The organism is Brevibacterium luteolum, from assembly GCF_025147615.1.
Lineage (GTDB): Bacteria > Actinomycetota > Actinomycetes > Actinomycetales > Brevibacteriaceae > Brevibacterium > Brevibacterium luteolum.
The window spans coordinates 18,544-35,926 of sequence record NZ_JALXPM010000020.1 but is presented as its reverse complement, the minus strand read 5'-3'; the positions used below and the strand labels follow the sequence as shown (position 1 = coordinate 35,926).

Genomic DNA, 17,383 nt, shown 5'->3' with positions numbered 1-17,383 from the left:
CTATCAGTCCTCTGTCAGCTTCGCGTCGCGGAACCGCACGGCCCGATCCGAGCGGATCGTGTAGCCCTCCAGGCGCGAGGTGTGGGCCTGGATGACCGCCGGGTTGTACAGGTACAGGTAGGAGACGTCGTCGACGATGTGCTTGGCGGCCTGCTCGTAGAGTACGTGCCGCTTGCCCTCGTCCATCTCGACGCGGCCGGCGTCGAGGAGCTTGTCGACTTCGGGGTTCGAGTAGCCCTGCGAGTTCGACGGGCCCTCGGAGTGGTGCTGGGCGTAGTAGTAGTCATCGGGGTCGATGTTGCCCAGCCAGCCGAGCATGAGGGCATCGAAGTCGCCCTGGCCCTGCCGGTCGAGCCAGGAGCCGAAGTCAAGGGTGGTGATCGACACGGAGATGCCGACGTCGGAGAGGTTGTCGGCGATGACCTGGGCGGCGGTGACGGTCTCGGGGTACTCGTTGGTGACCATCAGCTCCATCGACAGGTCGGACACACCGGCCTCGTCGAGCAGCTGCTGGGCCTTGTCGGTGTCGCGTTCGAAGGGCGCGTAGTCATACGCCCATGGGCTCGATCCGGGGATTGCGGTCTGGTTGACCTCCGAGGTGCCGAAGCCGGTGGCCTGGGCGATCGAGTCGCGGTCGACGGCGTAGGCGATGGCCTGGCGGACCTGCGGGTCGTCGAAGGGCTCCTTCGCCTGGTTCATCGAGAGGTACCAGTAGTCGTTGGAGATGACCGATTCGATGTGCAGCGACTGGTCCTTGTCCAGAGTGCCGAACTGCTGCGGCGGGATCGAGTCGGTCCAGTCGATCTCCCCGGAGCGCAGGGCGGCGACGGCCGTGTTGTGCTCGGTGATGTAGCGGAACTGCACGCCGGCGACCTCGGGTGCCCCGCCCCAGTAGTCCTCGTTGGCCTTGAGCGTCACGGAGTCGCCGGGCCGGGCGGAGTCCACAGCGAACGGGCCGGTGCCGATCGGTTCGGTGGTGATGTCACCGGATTCGGCGTTGTTTTCTTCGACGATCGCCACGCCCTTGAACCCGCCGAGCGCTGAGAGCAGGGTGGGGCTGGGGGCGTCGACGTCGATCTCGACGGTGTGGTCGTCGACGGCGCGCACGTCCGTGAGCATCGTGAGCTTCCAGGCGTTGGCGAGTTCGCCGTCGATGATGCGCCGGTAGGAGTAGACGACGTCGTCGGCGGTGAAGTCGGAGCCGTCGTGGAAGGTCACGCCCTCGCGCAGGTGGAACGTCCATGTCAGCTCGTCGTCGCTGACCTCCCAGGACTCGGCGAGCGCGGGCTGCATGTTGAACTCCTCATCGGGTTCGACGAGGGTGTCGTAGACGTTCTCGAGGACCTCGAAGGCGAAGTAGGAGGTCGTGGAGTGCGGGTCGAGCTGGTCGGGCTCACCGGAGATCGAGGCGACGACGACGTCGTCGGAGTCGGCGGTGCCGAGGTCGACGCTCTGGCGCGAGCAGCCGCTGATGACAGCGAGGATCGCGACCGCCGCCGAGGCGGTCATCGCCTTGGCCAGGCGACGCAGGAGTGGTGCACGTGCTGGGGATCTCGTCATAGTCGTCATCTCTTCATCGCCGTCGATGCTGCTGTGCGTGCCATCCATTATGGGCACAGATGTGATGCATCTGCATGGAAGCTGAGCGAACAGTGGGGGATGAGACACGATCGTTACGGCCGCATCTGACGCTGTGGGCACGCTATGCAGGGCGGTTTTTCGACACCGCCCCGGTGGCTCGCGTTAGGGTGCAGGAGTCCCTGATCACTGAACTGGAGGTGTCACTGAGATGCTGCGCATCCTCATCGGCGCGGTCTTCGCCATCGTCATGCTCGTCCAGCTGCTGCCGCTGCTGCGCGGCGAATCGTGGGGTGTGCTCGAGGCGGTGCTGTTCTGCATCGGACTGGCTGGGCTCATCGCCGTCGGGCTCCTCTGGAACCGGATCAACCGGTCCGAGCGACGGCGCTGATACAGCGGCTCGCTGTGCATCACCCGGCCTGTCAGCCGCTACCGTAGAGGTATGGCTCAGACCCCTCCTGATTCTGCGTCGCCAGACCAGCCCGACCGCAGCGATCGTGCTCACGCCACTAGTGCGCCCCGGCACCTGCCTTTGCTGAATGTGGCGACCCCGCCGGTGCGTGCCGGCATCGTCGCCGCCGGATCGACTGCCGTCATCACGCTGCTGGTGACCGGCGCCTCGGCGGCGGTGCAGGCCAGCCGCCCGGCTGGCGGCATCGCCTGGATCTTCGGCGAGCTGATGAACTCATTCCTGCTGCTGGGCATGGTCGCGGCACTGGCGAACTTCGCCATCGGCATCGTGCGGTGGAAGAACCCGGCTGGCGGTCTCAAGGGCACCCTCATCACCGCGGTGTTTCTCGCGCTGACCTTCCCTGTCATCGTCTACATGGTCAGCGTCGTGTGGATGCCGTCTGCGCTGTACGTGTTCATGTCGCTGCTGCTCATCTGCATCCCGGCAGGCATCCTGTTTGCGATCATCGCCCGGCTGCCCTTGGGGCCGCGTCAGCGCGACGTGCGCTGATCAGCTGCGCTTGGCCTGCCATTCGGAGGCGAGGATCGCATAGGAGTAGGCATCGACCCAGCCGTGATCGCGGTGGAGGGTCTCACCGATGTAGCTGCCTTCGCGGCGCAGGCCCAGCCGGTCGAGCAGCCGCCAGGAGGCGGTGTTGTCGGCCATGCAGAACGCCTCGATGCGCCGGATCCCGAGGTCGACGATGAGGTCGAGGACGGCGGTGACCGCTTCGCGGGCGAAGCCGTGCCCGGTGGCTTCAGGGTGGAAGGCGCACCCGATCTCAGCCTGGGTGCCACGGGCTAGGTGGGCGACCTCGGGGTGGGACCAGGCATTCTGCATCTTCACCAGCACCTCGCCGAGGATCGGGGCTGTCTCAGGGTGGCTGCTCTCATCGTCTCTGCGGCGCACGACGAGTGTGTTGCCGGCAGCCAGCCGCTCGGACATGAGCTCCTCGGCACTGGCCGGTCGCGATGACGTCCACTCCGAGGTCTCCGGCAGCTGCCAGTAGGACCACAGACCCTCAGCGTCGGATGGCGCCAGCAGGCTCAGGCTCAGCCGCTCAGTGTGCAGCGGGAACGCGACGCGCTTCGCCTCGGTCAGCTCCGCGAACGTGGCCGGGGCTGGGGCCGGCGAGGGCTCCGCGGTGCCAGTGTCGGCAGTCTCGGCGCTCATGTCTCATTCCTGGTCGGCGAACTGGGTGCGGTACAGCTCAGCGTAGCGGCCGCCTGCTGCCAGCAGCTGGCTGTGTGTGCCGCGTTCGACGATCCGGCCGTCTTCGACGACGAGGATCGCATCGGCCCCGCGCACCGTGGAGAGCCGGTGGGCGATAACAAGCGCGGTGCGTCCGCTCATCGCCTCCGACAGCGCATGCTGCACATGGGCCTCTGAAGTCGAGTCGAGGGCGGAGGTCGCCTCGTCGAGCAGCACGACCGGCGGGGCGGCCAACAGCAGCCGGGCGATCGTCAGCCGCTGGCGCTCGCCGCCGGAGAGCCGGTAGCCGCGCTCGCCGATGATCGTGTCGAGCCCGTCGGGCAGCTCGGCGAGCACGTCATCGAGCCGGGCCCGGGAGATCGCCGAGCGCAGCTCCTCTTCGGTTGCCTCCGGCTTGACGATGAGCAGGTTGTCGCGGATCGACTCGTGGAACAGGTGCCCGTCCTGGGTGACCATGCCGACAGCGGACTTGAGGTCATCGAAGCTGAGATCGCGGACGTCGACACCGCCGATGCGCACGCTGCCTTCGGTGGCGTCGTAGAGGCGCGGGACGAGCGAGGCGATCGTCGACTTACCGGCACCCGAGCTGCCGACGAGGGCGACCGTCTGCCCGGGTGAGATCTCGAAGCTGAGGTCATGCAGCACCTCGTGATCGGTGCGCTCATCGAGGATCGAGACCTCTTCAAGGCTGGCGAGGGACACCTCGGCGGCGGAGGGATAGGTGAACGAGACGCTGTCGAACTCCACGGGCAGGGGACCGGCCGGCAGGGCGCGGGGATGCTCGGTTTCGGCGATTATCGGCTTGAGGTCGAGGACTTCGAAGACGCGCTCGAAGCTCACGACGGCGCTCATGATGTCCATGCGGGCGTTGGCGAGCATGGTGAGCGGGCCGTAGAGGCGGGTGAGCAGCATCGCGAGTGTCACGACGGCGCCGGCGTTGAGGGTGCCGAGCACGGCCTGGACGCCGCCGAGGCCGTAGACAAGGGCGAGTGCGAGCGCGGAGACGAGCGTGAGGGCGGTGACGAAGCTCGTCTGCAGCATCGCGGTCTTCACACCGATGTTGCGCACCCGGGCGGCACGGGCGGCGAACTGCTCGGATTCGCGGGCAGGCCTGCCGAAGAGCTTGACGAGGGTCGCGCCTCCGGCAGCGAAGCGCTCGGTCATGCGGGTGGACATCGCGGCGTTGTAGTCGGCGGCCTCGTGCTGCAGGGCGGCAAGCCGGCCGGCGAACATGCGGGCGGGGATGAAGAAGATCGGCAGCAGCAGGATCGACAGCAGCGTGACCTGCCAGGAGACGGTCACCATGACGGCGACGGTCAGCAGCACGGAGACGAAGTTCGACACGATGCCTGAGAGCGTGTTGGAGAACGCGCGCTGGGCGCCGATGACGTCGGTGTTGAGGCGGGAGACGAGCGCGCCGGTGCGGGTGCGGTTGAAGAACGCGATCGGCATCGTCTGCACGTGGTCGAACACGGCGGTGCGCAGGTCGTAGATGAGGCCTTCGCCGGCGCGGGCGGACAGGTAGCGGCTGGCCAGGCCGAGTGCCGCGTCGGCCAGTGCCAGGCCGGCCATGATGAGGGCGATCGTGATGATCGCGGAGATGTCCTGGGTGTCGGTGATGGCGTTGACGACGCGGCCGGCGAGCACCGGGGTGATGACGCCGATGGCGGAGATGACGACGGACAGGACGATGAAGCCGATGAGCAGGTGGCGGTGGCCGGCCGCGAAGCGCCAGATCCGCTTGAGGATGTCGGCGGAGAGCCCGCCGGAGCGTGAGCCCTGGCCGTGCAGGCGCTGCGACGCCATGGTGCGGTGCATGAGCGCCAGGGGTGAGGGTGTCGTCATGGAGTCTCCTCAAGGGTGCGGGCCGGGCAGGGGTGGGCGCTGGTGCCGGCGGGGTGCCGGGGCGGCACGCCCAGTGGGTACAACTGCGGGGAGGCGCTCACGTGTTCCCGGCGGGGCTGCTCAGCTCAGAGCTTGCGCATCCGGATGCGGCGGATCGAGTGGTCGCGGGCCTTGCGCATGACGAGGTCGGCCCGGCCGCGGGAGGGCAGCACGTTCTCGGCGAGGTTCGGGGCGTTGATCGAATCCCAGATCTCGCCGGCCAGTGAGCGAGCCTCCTCGTCACCGAGCGTGGAGTAGCGGTGGAAGTAGGAGTCGGGGTCGCGGAAGGCACCGGCTTTGAGCTTCATGAACCGGCGGATGTACCAGTCGCGCACATCTGCGGTGTTGGCGTCGACGAAGACGGAGAAGTCGAAGTAGTCGCTGACGGACATGCCGACCCGGCCATCGAAGCGCGGGCGCGGGGGCTGCAGGACGTTGAGTCCTTCGACGATGAGCACGTCGGGGGAGCGGACGGTGACCTGTGCTCCGGGGACGATGTCGTAGGTGTGGTGCGAGTAGATCGGGGCCCGCACTTCGGGAGCGCCTGACTTGACCGCTGAGAGGAACCGCAGCAGGGCGCGCCGGTCGTAGGACTCGGGGAAGCCTTTGCGGCCGGAGAGTCCGCGGCGTTCGAGTTCGGCGTTGGGGAAGAGGAATCCGTCGGTGGTGATGAGCTCGACGCGCGGGGTCGAGGGCCAGCGGGCGAGAAGCTCACGCAGCACGCGCGCAGTCGTCGACTTGCCGACGGCGACCGAGCCGGCGACGCCGATCACGAATGGGGTGCGTTTGGGCGCGGGATCCTTGCCGGTGTTGCGCAGCGGGGCGAGGAACTCGCGGGTGAGCTGGTGCTTTTGGCCGCGGGCGGCGACGTAGAGGTTGAGCAGGCGTGAGAGCGGCAGGTAGATCGTCTCGACCTCGGCCAGGTCGATGGTGTCGCCGAGGCCGCGCAGCCGGTTGACATCGGCGGCAGACAGCGGCAGTTCGGAGTTCTCGGCCAGCAGCGACCAGGAGGCGCGGTCGAATTCCCAGTACGGGGTGGCGACGCTCTCAGCCTCACCGGCGCGCGCCGACGTCAGGCCGGCGAGTTCGCGTTCGGCGTCGAGGGACGATCCGGCAGGGCTGGCTGGGGTCGAGAAGTTGTCGAACCGGGTGCTGCCATCATCGTCAGGGGCGTGGGTGCCTGGGGTCATGCCGACATTGTTGCACGAGCAGCTCAGAAGCTGTGGCGCGGTTCCTCGGGTGGACGGGTGCGAGGCTGGCAGATCTGCCGATACGAGCACAGGCACAGGTTATCGACTCGGCAACGGGGACCGACGGCCTGGCTGAAGCGGTTACTCCCGCAGGTTGAGGGATGGGGGCGGTTCGCGGAACCCGCGGGTGAGGACGGCCAGGTATCCGACGCCAAGCGCGACCCATAGCAAGCCGAAGAACAGCGTTGAACCTGAAAGGCTCGTCCACAGCCACAACGTCAGGCCGAAACCGACGACCGGCACGAGACCGTAGAGAAGAATCGACGGCGCTCCTCGGTGACGTTTCTGCACGAGGAAGATCGAGACGACGGCCAGGTTGACGACGGTGAAGGCAGTGAGCGCGCCGAAGCTCACGATGGAGGCGACGAAATCGACGCTGGCGAAGACGGCCGAGACTGAAATGACCGCGACGACGAGAATCGCTCCGACTGGAGTACGGAACCGCTCGCTCAGGACACCGAAGATGCGACGCGGCAGCACGCCGTCGCGCCCCATGCTGTAGAGGATCCGTGAGACGCTTGCCTGCGAGGCGAGGGCTGAGCCGAGGGCGCCAGTGACATACGCGGCTAGGAAGAGCGCGACGAGCAGGTTTCCGCCGATGTGCATGAGCATGGCGAGGGCTGCGGTGTCGGCGTTCTCTCCGGTGACGACGTTCGGATGGGCCACGTGTGCCAGCCAGGAGATGACGATGAAGATCCCTCCGCCTGCCAAGGTCGTGAGGATGACGGCGACGGGTACTGTCCGCCGTGGCTCCTTGGCCTCCTCCGACATCGTCGAGACTGCGTCGAACCCGAGGAATGACAGGCATAGGATCGCTGCTCCCGCCATGATGAGGGAAGCGTCGATATCCCCGCCGATGAACGGATCGAGAAGGCTGATGCTCGGGTCGAATGACCGCAGCGCCATGACAGCGAAGATGATGAAGAAGAGAACCTGCAGCGACACGAGCACAACATTGGCATGCTTGACGGCGTTGATGCCGACGATGTTGAGGACGAGGACGAGCAGGAGGGCAGCCATTGAGAACATCCAGGCGGGTGCGGCGGGGAACTGTTCGTGGAGATAGAGGCCGATGAGCAGGTAGTTGAGCATCGGCAGGAGAATGTAGTCGACCATGATGACCCAGCCGGTCATGAAGCCGATATGGCCGCCGAAACCAGCGCGCGCATAGTCATAGGCGGCGCCAGCGGCGGGCACTTCGCGACTGAGCACGGCATAGCTGACCGCGGTGAAGACCATGGCGCTCAAGGTCACCGCATAGGCCAGTGACAGATGACCCTGAGTGATCTCGTTGACGATGCCGTATGTGGTGAAGACAGTCATCGGCACCATGTACGAAAGGCCGAACATGACAAGAGTCGGAATGCCGAGCGAGCGGCGCAGCGTCGGACTGTGGATGGTGGTGCTCTCAGGTGTCATGCGGAGGGTTCCTCTCGAGTGCGGTGCTGCGTTGCACCAGCTTCGACGTCGGTGTGAGCAGTGGTTGCCGGGTTGACGCGTCAAGCGGGAGCAGTCATATTGGTCAGGTGACCAATATGGCGTGTGTCACAACCTAGGCAACGGACAGGACGGTGTCAAGAGATGGCGGGCCCGAGAGTGCGCAAGTCTGCTGAGCAGCGTCGCGCCGAGATGCGCGAGGCTGCAGATGCCATTGCGGTGTCTGACGGTCTTGCTGCGGTCACGGTGCGCTCGCTGGCGCAGCGGATGGGTGTGGTGCCGGGGCTTATCGCCCACTACGTGGATTCGATGGACGTTCTGCGAGCCGAAACCGTCGGTCGCGTGCTGACTGCCGAGCTGGAAGATTTCCGCGAGGTGGTGGAGACAGAGACGAGCACGCGCAACCGGCTGCGACTGCTGACCGAGCTGCTCACGAGAGCGGGCCGCGAAGGGGCCTCAGCACTCTGGCTCGACGCGTGGAGTTACGGCCTGCGGGTATTGCCCATCGCCGCAGAAGTACGTGCGCATATGGACGCGTGGCAAGCATTCATCCAACAGCTGATCGAAGCCGCCGTCGATGCCGGTGACGTTGAATGCAGAGATCCGGACGCCACCGCGTGGCACATCATTGCGGTGGCGGATGGCCTCAACGCGCATGGTCTCGTCCAGTACCGCGACCGCGAGGCTCTGCGACGTCAACTGGCAAAGGCAATTGGAGAGAGCCTGGGTCTCTCTCCCGAAGACCTGTGCAGCTGAGACACCTCCCCAGGACTTTCGCTCAGGGCATATACATTGGGCATCTCAAAGATCGGAGACAGAGATGATGAAGACGCAGAACGTCGCGCCGGACCACGACGTGGTGGTCGTTGGCGCTGGGCTTTCCGGCCTCACCGCTGCGACACAGCTCGTGGAGGCTGGATACGACGTCATTGTGCTCGAGGCCCGAGACCGGGTCGCCGGCCGAAACGAGAACGGAACATTCTCAGGCGGGCTCTCGATCGAGCTCGGCGGGCAATGGGTCGGGCCGACTCAGGACGCCGTGCTGGAGCTGATCGACGACCTCGGTTTGGAGACGTTCACGGTCTACGACGAAGGCAAGACGCTCCTGGCGATCGGCGGACAGATCTACTTTAGCGACGACGACGCGATCGGACTGACCGACGAACTGGCCGCTGAGTTCCAGTCCACCGTGGACATGATTGACCGCACCTGTGCTGGTATCGACATCGAGCGACCATGGCTGTCGGACAGAGCCATGGAGCTGGATCGCATGACAACACAGCAATGGCTGACGGAGAACGTCCCAACGCCTGAAGTTCGAAACGTGCTCGACGTGCTTCTCGCAACGATCTTCGCAGCCGAATCCGAAGAGTATTCCGCGTTGCACTGTCTCTTCTACCTTGCCGCTGGCGGTGGGCTGCATCGCTTGATGGCGACGATCGGCGGGGCGCAGGAGGCGCGCGTGTCAGGCGGCACTCACCAGATCTCCGAGCGTCTGGCGAGCCGGCTGGGGAAACGTGTGCATCTCAGCACCGAGGTCACAGGACTGACATACGGCGACGACGGCGTCACAGTGCACACCACCACGAATGATGTGCGCGCTCGCCGGGCTGTCGTGACTTTGCCGCCGACGTTGGCAGGTCGGCTGCGGTACGACCCGCCGATGCCGCCGAACCGCGACGTTCTCACCTCCCAGATGCCCGGCGGAAACGTCATCAAGTTCCAGCTCCGGTATGCCAGGCCGTTCTGGCGCGATGCAGGTCTGCGGGGCACGGTGCTCAGCCTTGATCACGATGTAGCGCTCGTCTACGACAACTGCATTCCCGGCGAGGAGTCCGGGATCCTCGTAGCCTTCGTCGAGGGTCACCACGCGAAGGCCTTCGCCGGTGTTCCGGAGGATGAGCGCACCGCGCGAGTGCTTGAGTGCTTAGCCGACTTCTTCGGTGAAAATGCGCGCAAGCCGCTCGAAGTGCTGCAGCGTGACTGGAGTGCTGAGCCGTTCACGCGCGGTTGCTACGGCGGCCGGCTCGGAGCGGGGCTGTGGACGCACGTCGGTGAGGAGCTGCGCCGGCCCGTCGGCCCTGTGCATTGGGCCGGAGCGGAAACCGCAACCCAATGGAACGGCTACATGGACGGGGCAGTCCGCAGCGGCCGGCGGGCAGCCAACGAGGTCAGCGACGCACTCAGCTGAGCGCAATCACCGCCTCGGGAGCGGGATCGACCAGCCGGCGCAGAGTCGCAGACGTCACGCGCCGGGCGGGCGCGAACGTGCAGGTGCTGGGCGCTGGCGGGTTTAGACTGAAATCTATGTGCGGAATTGTTGGATACGTTTCATCGTCAACCCCCGAAGCAGCGGGCCACAGCGCCCTTGACGTCGTGCTCGGCGGCCTCAAGCGGCTCGAATACCGCGGCTACGACTCAGCCGGCGTCGCGCTCGTCACCGATGAGGGCCAGGTCGCCAGTGCGAAGAAGGCCGGCAAGCTCTCGGCGTTGACCGAGGAGCTCGAAGCCCACCCGCTGCCGGCGGCGATGACCGGCATCGGCCACACCCGGTGGGCCACACACGGCGGGCCGACCGACGACAACGCGCACCCGCACCTTGCCGACGGCGGCCAGCTGGCGGTCATCCACAACGGCATCATCGAGAACTTCGCCTCCCTCAAGGCCGAGCTGCAGGCCGATGGCGTCGAGTTCCTCTCCGAGACCGACACCGAGGTCGCCGGCCACCAGCTGGCGAAGAACTACGCCACGACCAAGGACCTGACCGAGGCGATGCGCCTGACCGCCGGCGAGCTCGAAGGAGCGTTCACGCTGCTGGCCGTGCACGCCGACAAGCCGGGCACTGTCGTGGCTGCCCGCCGCAACTCGCCGCTGGTCATCGGGCTCGGCGAGGGCGAGAACTTCCTCGGCTCCGACGTCGCAGCCTTCATCGACCACACCCGCAAGGCTGTTGAGATCGGCCAGGACGAGATCGTCACCATCACCCCGGACTCCGTCGCCATCATCGACGCCGAGGGCAACCCTGTCGAGGGTACGAGCTTCAACGTCGACTGGGACACCGCCGCTGCCGAGAAGGGCGGCTTCGCCTCCTTCATGGACAAGGAGATCCACGACCAGCCGCAGGCCGTGGCCGACACCCTGCTCGGCCGGATGGATGCCGACGGCAAGCTGACCCTTGATGAGATCCACGTCGATGAGACGATCCTCAAGTCAATCGACAAGATGATCGTCATCGCCTGCGGCACCGCCGCCTACGCCGGCCAGGTCGCCAAGTACACGATCGAGCACTGGTGCCGCATCCCCGTCGAGGTCGAACTCGCCCACGAGTTCCGCTACCGTGACCCGGTCGTCAACGAGAAGACCCTTGTTGTCGCCGTATCGCAGTCCGGCGAGACGATGGACACGATCATGGCGGTGCGCCACGCCCGCCAGCAGGGTGCAAAGGTCGTCGCGATCTGCAACACCTACGGCTCGACGATCCCGCGCGAATCCGATGCGGCGCTCTACACCCATGCCGGACCCGAGGTGGCGGTCGCCTCGACGAAGGCGTTCCTGTCTCAGATCGTCGCCTGCTACCTGCTGGGCCTGTACCTGGCGCAGCTACGTGGGAACAAGTTCACCGATGAGGTGCGCGTCATCCTCGATGAGCTGCAGCAGATCCCGGAGAAGATCGAAAAGGTCCTTCAGCTCAAGGGGCAGGTCGAGCAGCTTGCCCGCAGTGTGCAGGACACCCAGTCGGTGCTGTTCCTCGGTCGGCACGTTGGCTATCCGGTTGCGCTCGAAGGTGCGCTCAAGCTCAAGGAGCTCGCCTACATCCACGCTGAGGGCTTCGCTGCCGGCGAGCTCAAGCACGGGCCGATCGCCCTCATCGAGGACGGGCAGCTCGTGTTCATCATCGTGCCGAGCAAGGAAGGCCGTGACTCCCTGCACGCGAAGGTCATCTCCAACATCCAGGAGGTCCGTGCCCGCGGAGCGAACACGATCGTCATCGCCGAAGAGGGTGACGAGGCTGTGCAGGAGTACGCCTCCGAGGTGTTCTACGTCCCGCAGACCCCGACGCTGCTCGCACCGCTGCTGACGACGATCCCGCTGCAGTTCTTCGCCATGGAACTGGCGACGATGAAGGGCCTGGACGTCGACCAGCCGCGCAACCTCGCCAAGTCCGTCACCGTCGAGTAAGACAGGCAGGCAGCTATGGGGATCATCGGAATCGGCCTCGACATCGCCGATGTGCCGCGGTTCGCTGAGCACATCGAGCGGGTGCCCGAGCTGCTCGACCGGCTGCTGACCCCTGCCGAGCAGCTCAAACGCAACGGCAAGCTGCGCACACCGGAGTCGCTGGCCGCACGGTTCTCCGCGAAGGAAGCACTCGTCAAGGCGATGCAGTATCCGGGCATCATCGAATGGCAGCACGCCGAAGTCGTCTCCGCGCCTTCGGGTGCGCCGTCGTTCCGGCTCTCCGGGCCGGTGCTCGAGCACTTCCGGAAGATCGGCGGAGAGAACATCCACCTGTCGATCACCCATGATGCCCGGGTGACGATGACCTATGTCATCGTCGAAGGCTCCGGTGCGCCGCTGTCACCGCCGGTCGACCAGCCGCCTCCGCTGCTGCCGGGCAGCCCGGAGGCACTCGCCGCGTTGGAAGAGCGGCGGAAGCAGCGACGAGCCGAAAAAGAACGGCTAGCCGAAGAGAAGCGCCAGCGCTAAGCCGACTGAGCCTGCTGGTCAGAACGGGGGAGCGTCGTCTGACGGCGTTCCGCTGGTTCCCTCCTCTGAGGACCCGTCCTCCTGCGGTCCTTCTTCCTGCGTTTCCTCCCGCAGTGCTTCGCGCCTGGCGGCATCGCTGAGCTCGTCCGCCCGTGCCAGGCCCAGGTAATACTGGGCCAGCTCAGTGGCCGTATCGAGATACACCGCATCAGGCTCTGCCGGCGCGGTAGCAGTCTTTGCGTTGGCTGCCCGCTCGGCTTCGGCCGGTGGGCTTGTCGCCCAGTGCGAACCGGGTGTGGCGTCATCGTGCAGCAGGGTGCGCATCGGCTCCGGCAGTGCCTCACCGATGATCCGCGCCTGTCGCTGCTCGACCGGATTGCGCGGCTTGCGCGCCTCACCGGTGAGCCCGAACATCATCGTCCACCGCAGCACACCATCATCGCCCTTGACCACGCGCAGATGCCCGCGCGTCTTGAGGTCGTGATGGGTCTTGCACAGCGGCTGCATGTTCCCCACCTGCGTCAGCCCGCCAGCAGACGGGTCACGGTGGTTGAACGACTCGATGTGATCGGTCTCCGACGTCGAGGCCCGGCGGCTGCAGCCCGGTGCCGTGCACCACGACCAGGCCGCCTGCACCGTCGTGCGCACCGCCCGCGGCACCGCGTACTTCTGCGCGGGCTCATCGAGGACCTCACCGGTGAGCGGGTCGGTCAGCAACCGGTACAGCGTCGAGGACTCGGCAGCGAACTGCCGGGCCGTCACGGCTGGAATCGGATGCTGGCCCTCCAGCGAACCGGGCAGCTCGGCACGGCCGAGCAGTGTCATCACCGGCACGGTGACGTTGACGGTGGCCTGTCGGCGCAACCATTCGGCACTCGTGGGACACGACACCTCCAAAAGCTGCGTTCCGCCGTCGCCGTGTTCGACGCGCAGCTGGGTAGCTGGAGCCATCCCGGTGAGCATGTCGAACATCGTCTGCGGGATCGTGCGATCCTCCACCAGCTGCAGCTCCGCATCGTTGCCTGCCGTGTCACCGCGGTCGAGGCCGAAGGCGTCGAGCTGCTGGCGCACGACCCCGCGGGCACAGGCGAGCGTGCGCTTGTACAGCGCCGTCAGCGGAGCCAGCGGCCCGCGCAGGGTCAGCGTCGCACTGCCATCGGGCAGCGCTTCGAAGAGCACCGCCCGCTGCTCGTGGATCTGCTCAACGGCCTCGTCCTCGGGCTCGATCGTCGCCAGCTCCATGTCGACATGCCGGCGCACCTCGCGCATCGGCCGGTGTGCCGGGATCGCAGAGATAGACGCGTCCATCTCCTCCAGCTGCGCGAGCGTGAGGTCGCTGCTCTTGCGGGCGGTGTAGTCCAGCCGCTCGAAGGGCACCTGTCCACGCAGCACGAGCGCGGTCAGCCGCGGTAGGCCGACGAACGATACAAGCGCCCGCGAGACCAGGGTGTAGGCCTTCTGCAGCGAGCAGTCGTGCATCGTCGAGACCACGACGCGTATCGCGTTCTCAGCTCGGTCATTGGCGCAGAACCACGACATGAGCGAGCCGCTGAAGCGCACCTGCCGCAGGCCTGCGGCGACGTCCGCAGGGGAGGGCAGCACCGCCTCGGGCGCCGTCACCCCGGGCATCGCGGGTACGAACCCGACCATGCGCGCGGGATCGAATGCAGGCGCGCATGCCACCGCCTCGGGGCCGGGTGGCCCGCCTGTATCCGGTGGATCGGCCGGCCGATGCTGCAGCGGCAGGGTCGCGAGCCGGTCGTCGATGTTGAGCACCGCGAAGGCCAGCTGCGCCAGCCCGTACATCTGCACCGCCTCATAGCGGCCCAGCTGCCGGTTGTAGGCGGCCACATGATCAGCCAGCAGCGACACCGGGCTCGCCGGCACCTCGACGGCCAGCTGCGGGTCGTCATCGGGGTCCATTCCTCTCACCTCCTTGTGAGGGTGCAGCCGATCAGCGGCTGCTGATTTCGTCGTGGTTTCAGGCTATCGGGACCCACTGACATCGCTTCCGGATCGCGGGTGCGGCGGGGTTAGGCTGGGAGTATGTCAATCATCAGCGCCGCCGCAGCGGCTGCCCTCCTGCCCGAACTCCAGCGCCTGCGCCGCGATCTGCATCGCGAACCCGAACTCGGCCTCGACCTGCCCAAGACCCAGGCCCGGGTCGCAGCCGGGCTCGACGGCCTCGACGTCGAGGTCACCTATGGGCAGTCGCTGACCTCGCTGACCGTCGTGCTGCGCGGCGGCAAGCGCGACCCGGAGCACCCCGTGGCGGTGCTGCTGCGCGGGGACATGGACGCCCTCCCGGTGACTGAGGCGACCGGCTTCGATTTCGCCTCCACCAACGGCGCGATGCACGCCTGCGGCCACGACCTGCACACCACCGGTCTGTACGGAGCGCTGCGGCTGCTCCACGATGTCCGCGACGAGCTGGCAGGCGACGTCATCTTCATGTTCCAGCCCGGCGAGGAGGGCTACGACGGTGCCGGTCACATGCTGCGCGAAGGGGTCCTCGACGCCGCCGGAGTGCCGGTCATCGCCGCCTTCGGTGTGCACGTGTCGGCTGATCAGCCGCTCGGCAACCTGTACTGCCGGCCGGGCTCGTACATGTCGGCGTTCTCGATCATGAACATCACCGTGCGCGGCAAGGGCGGACACGCCTCCCGCCCGCACACCGGCCGCGACCCGATCCAGGCCGGCGCGATGCTGGTGGGCCAGTTGCAGGAGTATGCGACCCGCCGCTTCGATGCCTTCGACCCGGTCATCATCACCGTCGGCCAGTTCCATGCCGGCACCGCACCCAATGTCATCCCCGACACCGCCGAGCTCACCGTCGGGATCCGCTGCTTCTCCCAGGCCACCACCGCCCGCACCGAAGCTGAGCTGCCGAACCTCGTGTCCACCCTCGTGTCCGCCCACGGCCTGGACGCAGACGTCGACTACCGGTCGGTGCTGCCGCCGGTCATCAACGATGAGACCGAGACCGCGTTCTATCTCGACACCGCCGCCGAGGTGTTCGGCCCGAGCCGCACGCACCTTGTGACGGTGCCGAAACCGGGCTCCGAGGACTTCTCGCGCATCCTCCAGCAGGTGCCGGGCACCTACGGCCACCTCGGCGCAGCACTTCCGGGCACAGTGGCCGAGGAACAGGATTCGAACCACTCACCGCGCGCCCGCCACACCGATGAGGGACTCGCCGACCACGCCCGCTTCCTCGCAGCGCTCGCCGCCGGCAGACTCGACCAGCATGCCGCCGCGGCACCCGCCTGGCCGGGTGCCGCTGCAACTGCCGGTGATGCTGGGGCCACCGCTCCCGAGGTGGAGGAGGCTGAGACCGAAGGGAAGCTGTCATGAGACTCGGGTACACCGCTGCCGCCGTCCGCGAAGCCGAGGCACCGCTGCTGGCCGCAGGCCGCGGGGAGGCGCTCATGCGCACCGCGGCGGCCGGCCTCGCCTCCGTGTGCCGCCGCCTGTTGAGTGAGCACAGTCAGATCTCCGGCAGCCGCGTCGTCATGCTCGTCGGCGCCGGCAACAACGGTGGAGACGCCCTCTACGCCGGCGCGAACCTCGCAGACCGCGGCGCCCACGTCACCGCCGTCGACGTCTTCGGAAAGATGCATGAGGCTGGTGCCGCCGTTTTCACCTCATCCGGTGGGCAGGCCGAGGCCTTCGGCTCGGAGAACCCCGCAGAGATCGCCGGCATGCTGCGCGGCGCCGCCCTCGTCATCGACGGAGTGCTCGGCACCGGTGCCAAGCCCGGTCTGCCCGAGGACCTCGCTTCTCTCATTCGCGACTGGCAGGGAAGCGCCACCTCCGGCCAGCCCGCCACCGACCAGCTCGTCGTCGCCGTCGACGTGCCCACCGGCGTCGACGCCTCGACCGGGGCCTGCGGGCCCACCCACATCCGCGCCACCCACACCGTCACCTTCGGTGCTGACAAAGCCGGCCTCCTGCTGCCCGGCGGTGCCGATGCCGCCGGCGAGGTGACAATGGTCGACATCGGCCTCGACATGTCGCCCCATGTCCCGGCCGTCCACGTCCCCGACGATGCCGCCCTCGCGACCCTCTGGCCGCGCCCGCAAGCAGGCGACCACAAGTACTCCCGCGGCGTCCTCGGCCTCGTCGCCGGCTCCGCCCGCTTCCCGGGTGCCGGCGTGCTCACCGCCTCGGCGGCGGTCGCCACCGGTGTGGGCATGCTCCGGCTCCTCGCCCCGGCCGAGGTGACCGAGACCGTCCTGCAGACCTACCCGGAGGTCGTCACCGACGCCGGTCGCGTCCAAGCCTGGGCGATCGGACCCGGTGCCCCGGACCGGCTGACGATGCAGCACGCGATCACCGCCGCCGAATCCCAGCACCTCCCGCTCGTCATCGACGCCGGCGGCCTGTCGCTGCTCACCCGGCCGCTAGAGACCAGCTGCATCCTCACCCCGCACGCCGGCGAGCTCTCCGAGCTGCTCGCCCGCCTCGGCACCGGCGCGCCCAACCGCTGCGAAGTCGAAGCCGAACCGGTCACCCACGCCGTGCGCGCCGCCCAAGTGCTCGAAGCGATCGTGCTGCTCAAGGGCAACCGGACGATCATCGCCCGGCCCGATGGCACCGTCGTCGCACCGGAACCCGGGCCCGCCACGCTGGCCACCGCGGGCACCGGCGACGTGCTCACCGGTATCCTGGGAGCCCTGCTGGCCACCACCGGCGGGTCCGACATCGATCTGGCCGACCTGGCCGGGCTGGCAGTGCTCATGCACGCACGCGCAGGCGCGCACGCAACTCACGCCTCGCACCTGCCGACCACCCTCGAAGCCGACGTCCTCGCCGTGCTCGACCAGGCCTGAGACACGCGCCGGCAGCACCACGACAGCCACGT

General features: G+C 67.2%; 14 protein-coding genes. 8 read left to right on the top strand and 6 right to left on the bottom strand.

What is annotated here, in order from left to right; all coding sequences use genetic code 11:
• Nucleotides 1-3: 3 nt before the first annotated feature.
• Nucleotides 4-1,560, bottom strand: a complete 1,557-nt coding sequence (locus M3C25_RS06760; RefSeq protein ID WP_259855429.1) for an ABC transporter substrate-binding protein — start codon at nt 1,558-1,560, stop codon at nt 4-6.
• A 229-nt stretch (nt 1,561-1,789) separates the two neighbouring features.
• Here M3C25_RS06760 and M3C25_RS06755 point away from each other — a divergent pair, with 229 nt between their 5' ends.
• Both M3C25_RS06755 and M3C25_RS06750 read left to right on the top strand, forming a co-directional pair.
• Complete coding sequence (locus M3C25_RS06755; RefSeq protein WP_102163025.1) at nt 1,790-1,969, top strand: hypothetical protein; 180 nt, start codon at nt 1,790-1,792, stop codon at nt 1,967-1,969.
• Nucleotides 1,970-2,119: 150 nt separating this feature from the next.
• Nucleotides 2,120-2,539, top strand: a complete 420-nt coding sequence (locus tag M3C25_RS06750; RefSeq protein WP_146004410.1) for a hypothetical protein — start codon at nt 2,120-2,122, stop codon at nt 2,537-2,539.
• Here the strand turns inward: M3C25_RS06750 and M3C25_RS06745 are convergent, their stop codons facing one another.
• From M3C25_RS06745 to M3C25_RS06730, 4 genes are all read right to left on the bottom strand, one after another.
• Nucleotides 2,540-3,202, bottom strand: a complete 663-nt coding sequence (locus tag M3C25_RS06745; protein WP_102163023.1) for a GNAT family N-acetyltransferase — start codon at nt 3,200-3,202, stop codon at nt 2,540-2,542.
• A gap of 3 nt (nt 3,203-3,205) precedes the next feature.
• Nucleotides 3,206-5,086, bottom strand: a complete 1,881-nt coding sequence (locus tag M3C25_RS06740) for an ABC transporter ATP-binding protein (protein ID WP_170274611.1) — start codon at nt 5,084-5,086, stop codon at nt 3,206-3,208.
• A gap of 125 nt (nt 5,087-5,211) precedes the next feature.
• Nucleotides 5,212-6,315, bottom strand: a complete 1,104-nt coding sequence (coaA, locus tag M3C25_RS06735) for a type I pantothenate kinase (RefSeq protein ID WP_259845041.1) — start codon at nt 6,313-6,315, stop codon at nt 5,212-5,214.
• Nucleotides 6,316-6,456: 141 nt separating this feature from the next.
• The gene (locus M3C25_RS06730) at nt 6,457-7,794 is read right to left on the bottom strand and encodes an APC family permease (RefSeq protein ID WP_259855428.1); all 1,338 of its coding nucleotides are present in this window, start codon (nt 7,792-7,794) and stop codon (nt 6,457-6,459) included.
• Nucleotides 7,795-7,971: 177 nt separating this feature from the next.
• On the opposite strand from M3C25_RS06730, the gene M3C25_RS06725 reads away from it, so the two are divergent.
• The 4 genes from M3C25_RS06725 (at nt 7,972) to M3C25_RS06710 (ending at nt 12,519) form a co-directional block, all read left to right on the top strand.
• Nucleotides 7,972-8,568, top strand: coding sequence for a TetR/AcrR family transcriptional regulator (locus M3C25_RS06725; RefSeq protein ID WP_165883470.1), 597 nt, complete (start codon nt 7,972-7,974; stop codon nt 8,566-8,568).
• A 67-nt stretch (nt 8,569-8,635) separates the two neighbouring features.
• A complete protein-coding gene (locus M3C25_RS06720; protein WP_311200511.1) occupies nt 8,636-10,003 on the top strand; it encodes a flavin monoamine oxidase family protein in 1,368 nt (455 codons plus the stop codon).
• 116 nt (nt 10,004-10,119) lie between these two features.
• Complete coding sequence (glmS, locus tag M3C25_RS06715) at nt 10,120-11,991, top strand: glutamine--fructose-6-phosphate transaminase (isomerizing) (RefSeq protein WP_170274608.1); 1,872 nt, start codon at nt 10,120-10,122, stop codon at nt 11,989-11,991.
• Between the two features lie 15 nt (nt 11,992-12,006).
• Nucleotides 12,007-12,519, top strand: a complete 513-nt coding sequence (locus tag M3C25_RS06710; RefSeq protein ID WP_170274607.1) for a holo-ACP synthase — start codon at nt 12,007-12,009, stop codon at nt 12,517-12,519.
• Between the two features lie 18 nt (nt 12,520-12,537).
• Here the strand turns inward: M3C25_RS06710 and M3C25_RS06705 are convergent, their stop codons facing one another.
• Nucleotides 12,538-14,442 (bottom strand): HNH endonuclease signature motif containing protein, encoded by a 1,905-nt coding sequence (locus tag M3C25_RS06705; RefSeq protein ID WP_259855427.1) that lies wholly within the window; start codon nt 14,440-14,442, stop codon nt 12,538-12,540.
• Nucleotides 14,443-14,565: 123 nt separating this feature from the next.
• Here M3C25_RS06705 and M3C25_RS06700 point away from each other — a divergent pair, with 123 nt between their 5' ends.
• Nucleotides 14,566-15,873 carry a M20 metallopeptidase family protein gene (locus M3C25_RS06700; protein WP_259855426.1) on the top strand — a complete coding sequence of 436 codons (1,308 nt, stop codon included), beginning with the start codon at nt 14,566-14,568 and terminating at the stop codon, nt 15,871-15,873.
• On the top strand, nt 15,870-17,351 hold the full coding sequence (locus M3C25_RS06695; RefSeq protein ID WP_259855425.1) for an NAD(P)H-hydrate dehydratase: 1,482 nt from the start codon (nt 15,870-15,872) through the stop codon (nt 17,349-17,351). Before M3C25_RS06700 ends, M3C25_RS06695 begins: the two co-directional genes overlap by 4 nt.
• The last annotated feature ends 32 nt before the right edge of the window (nt 17,352-17,383 follow it).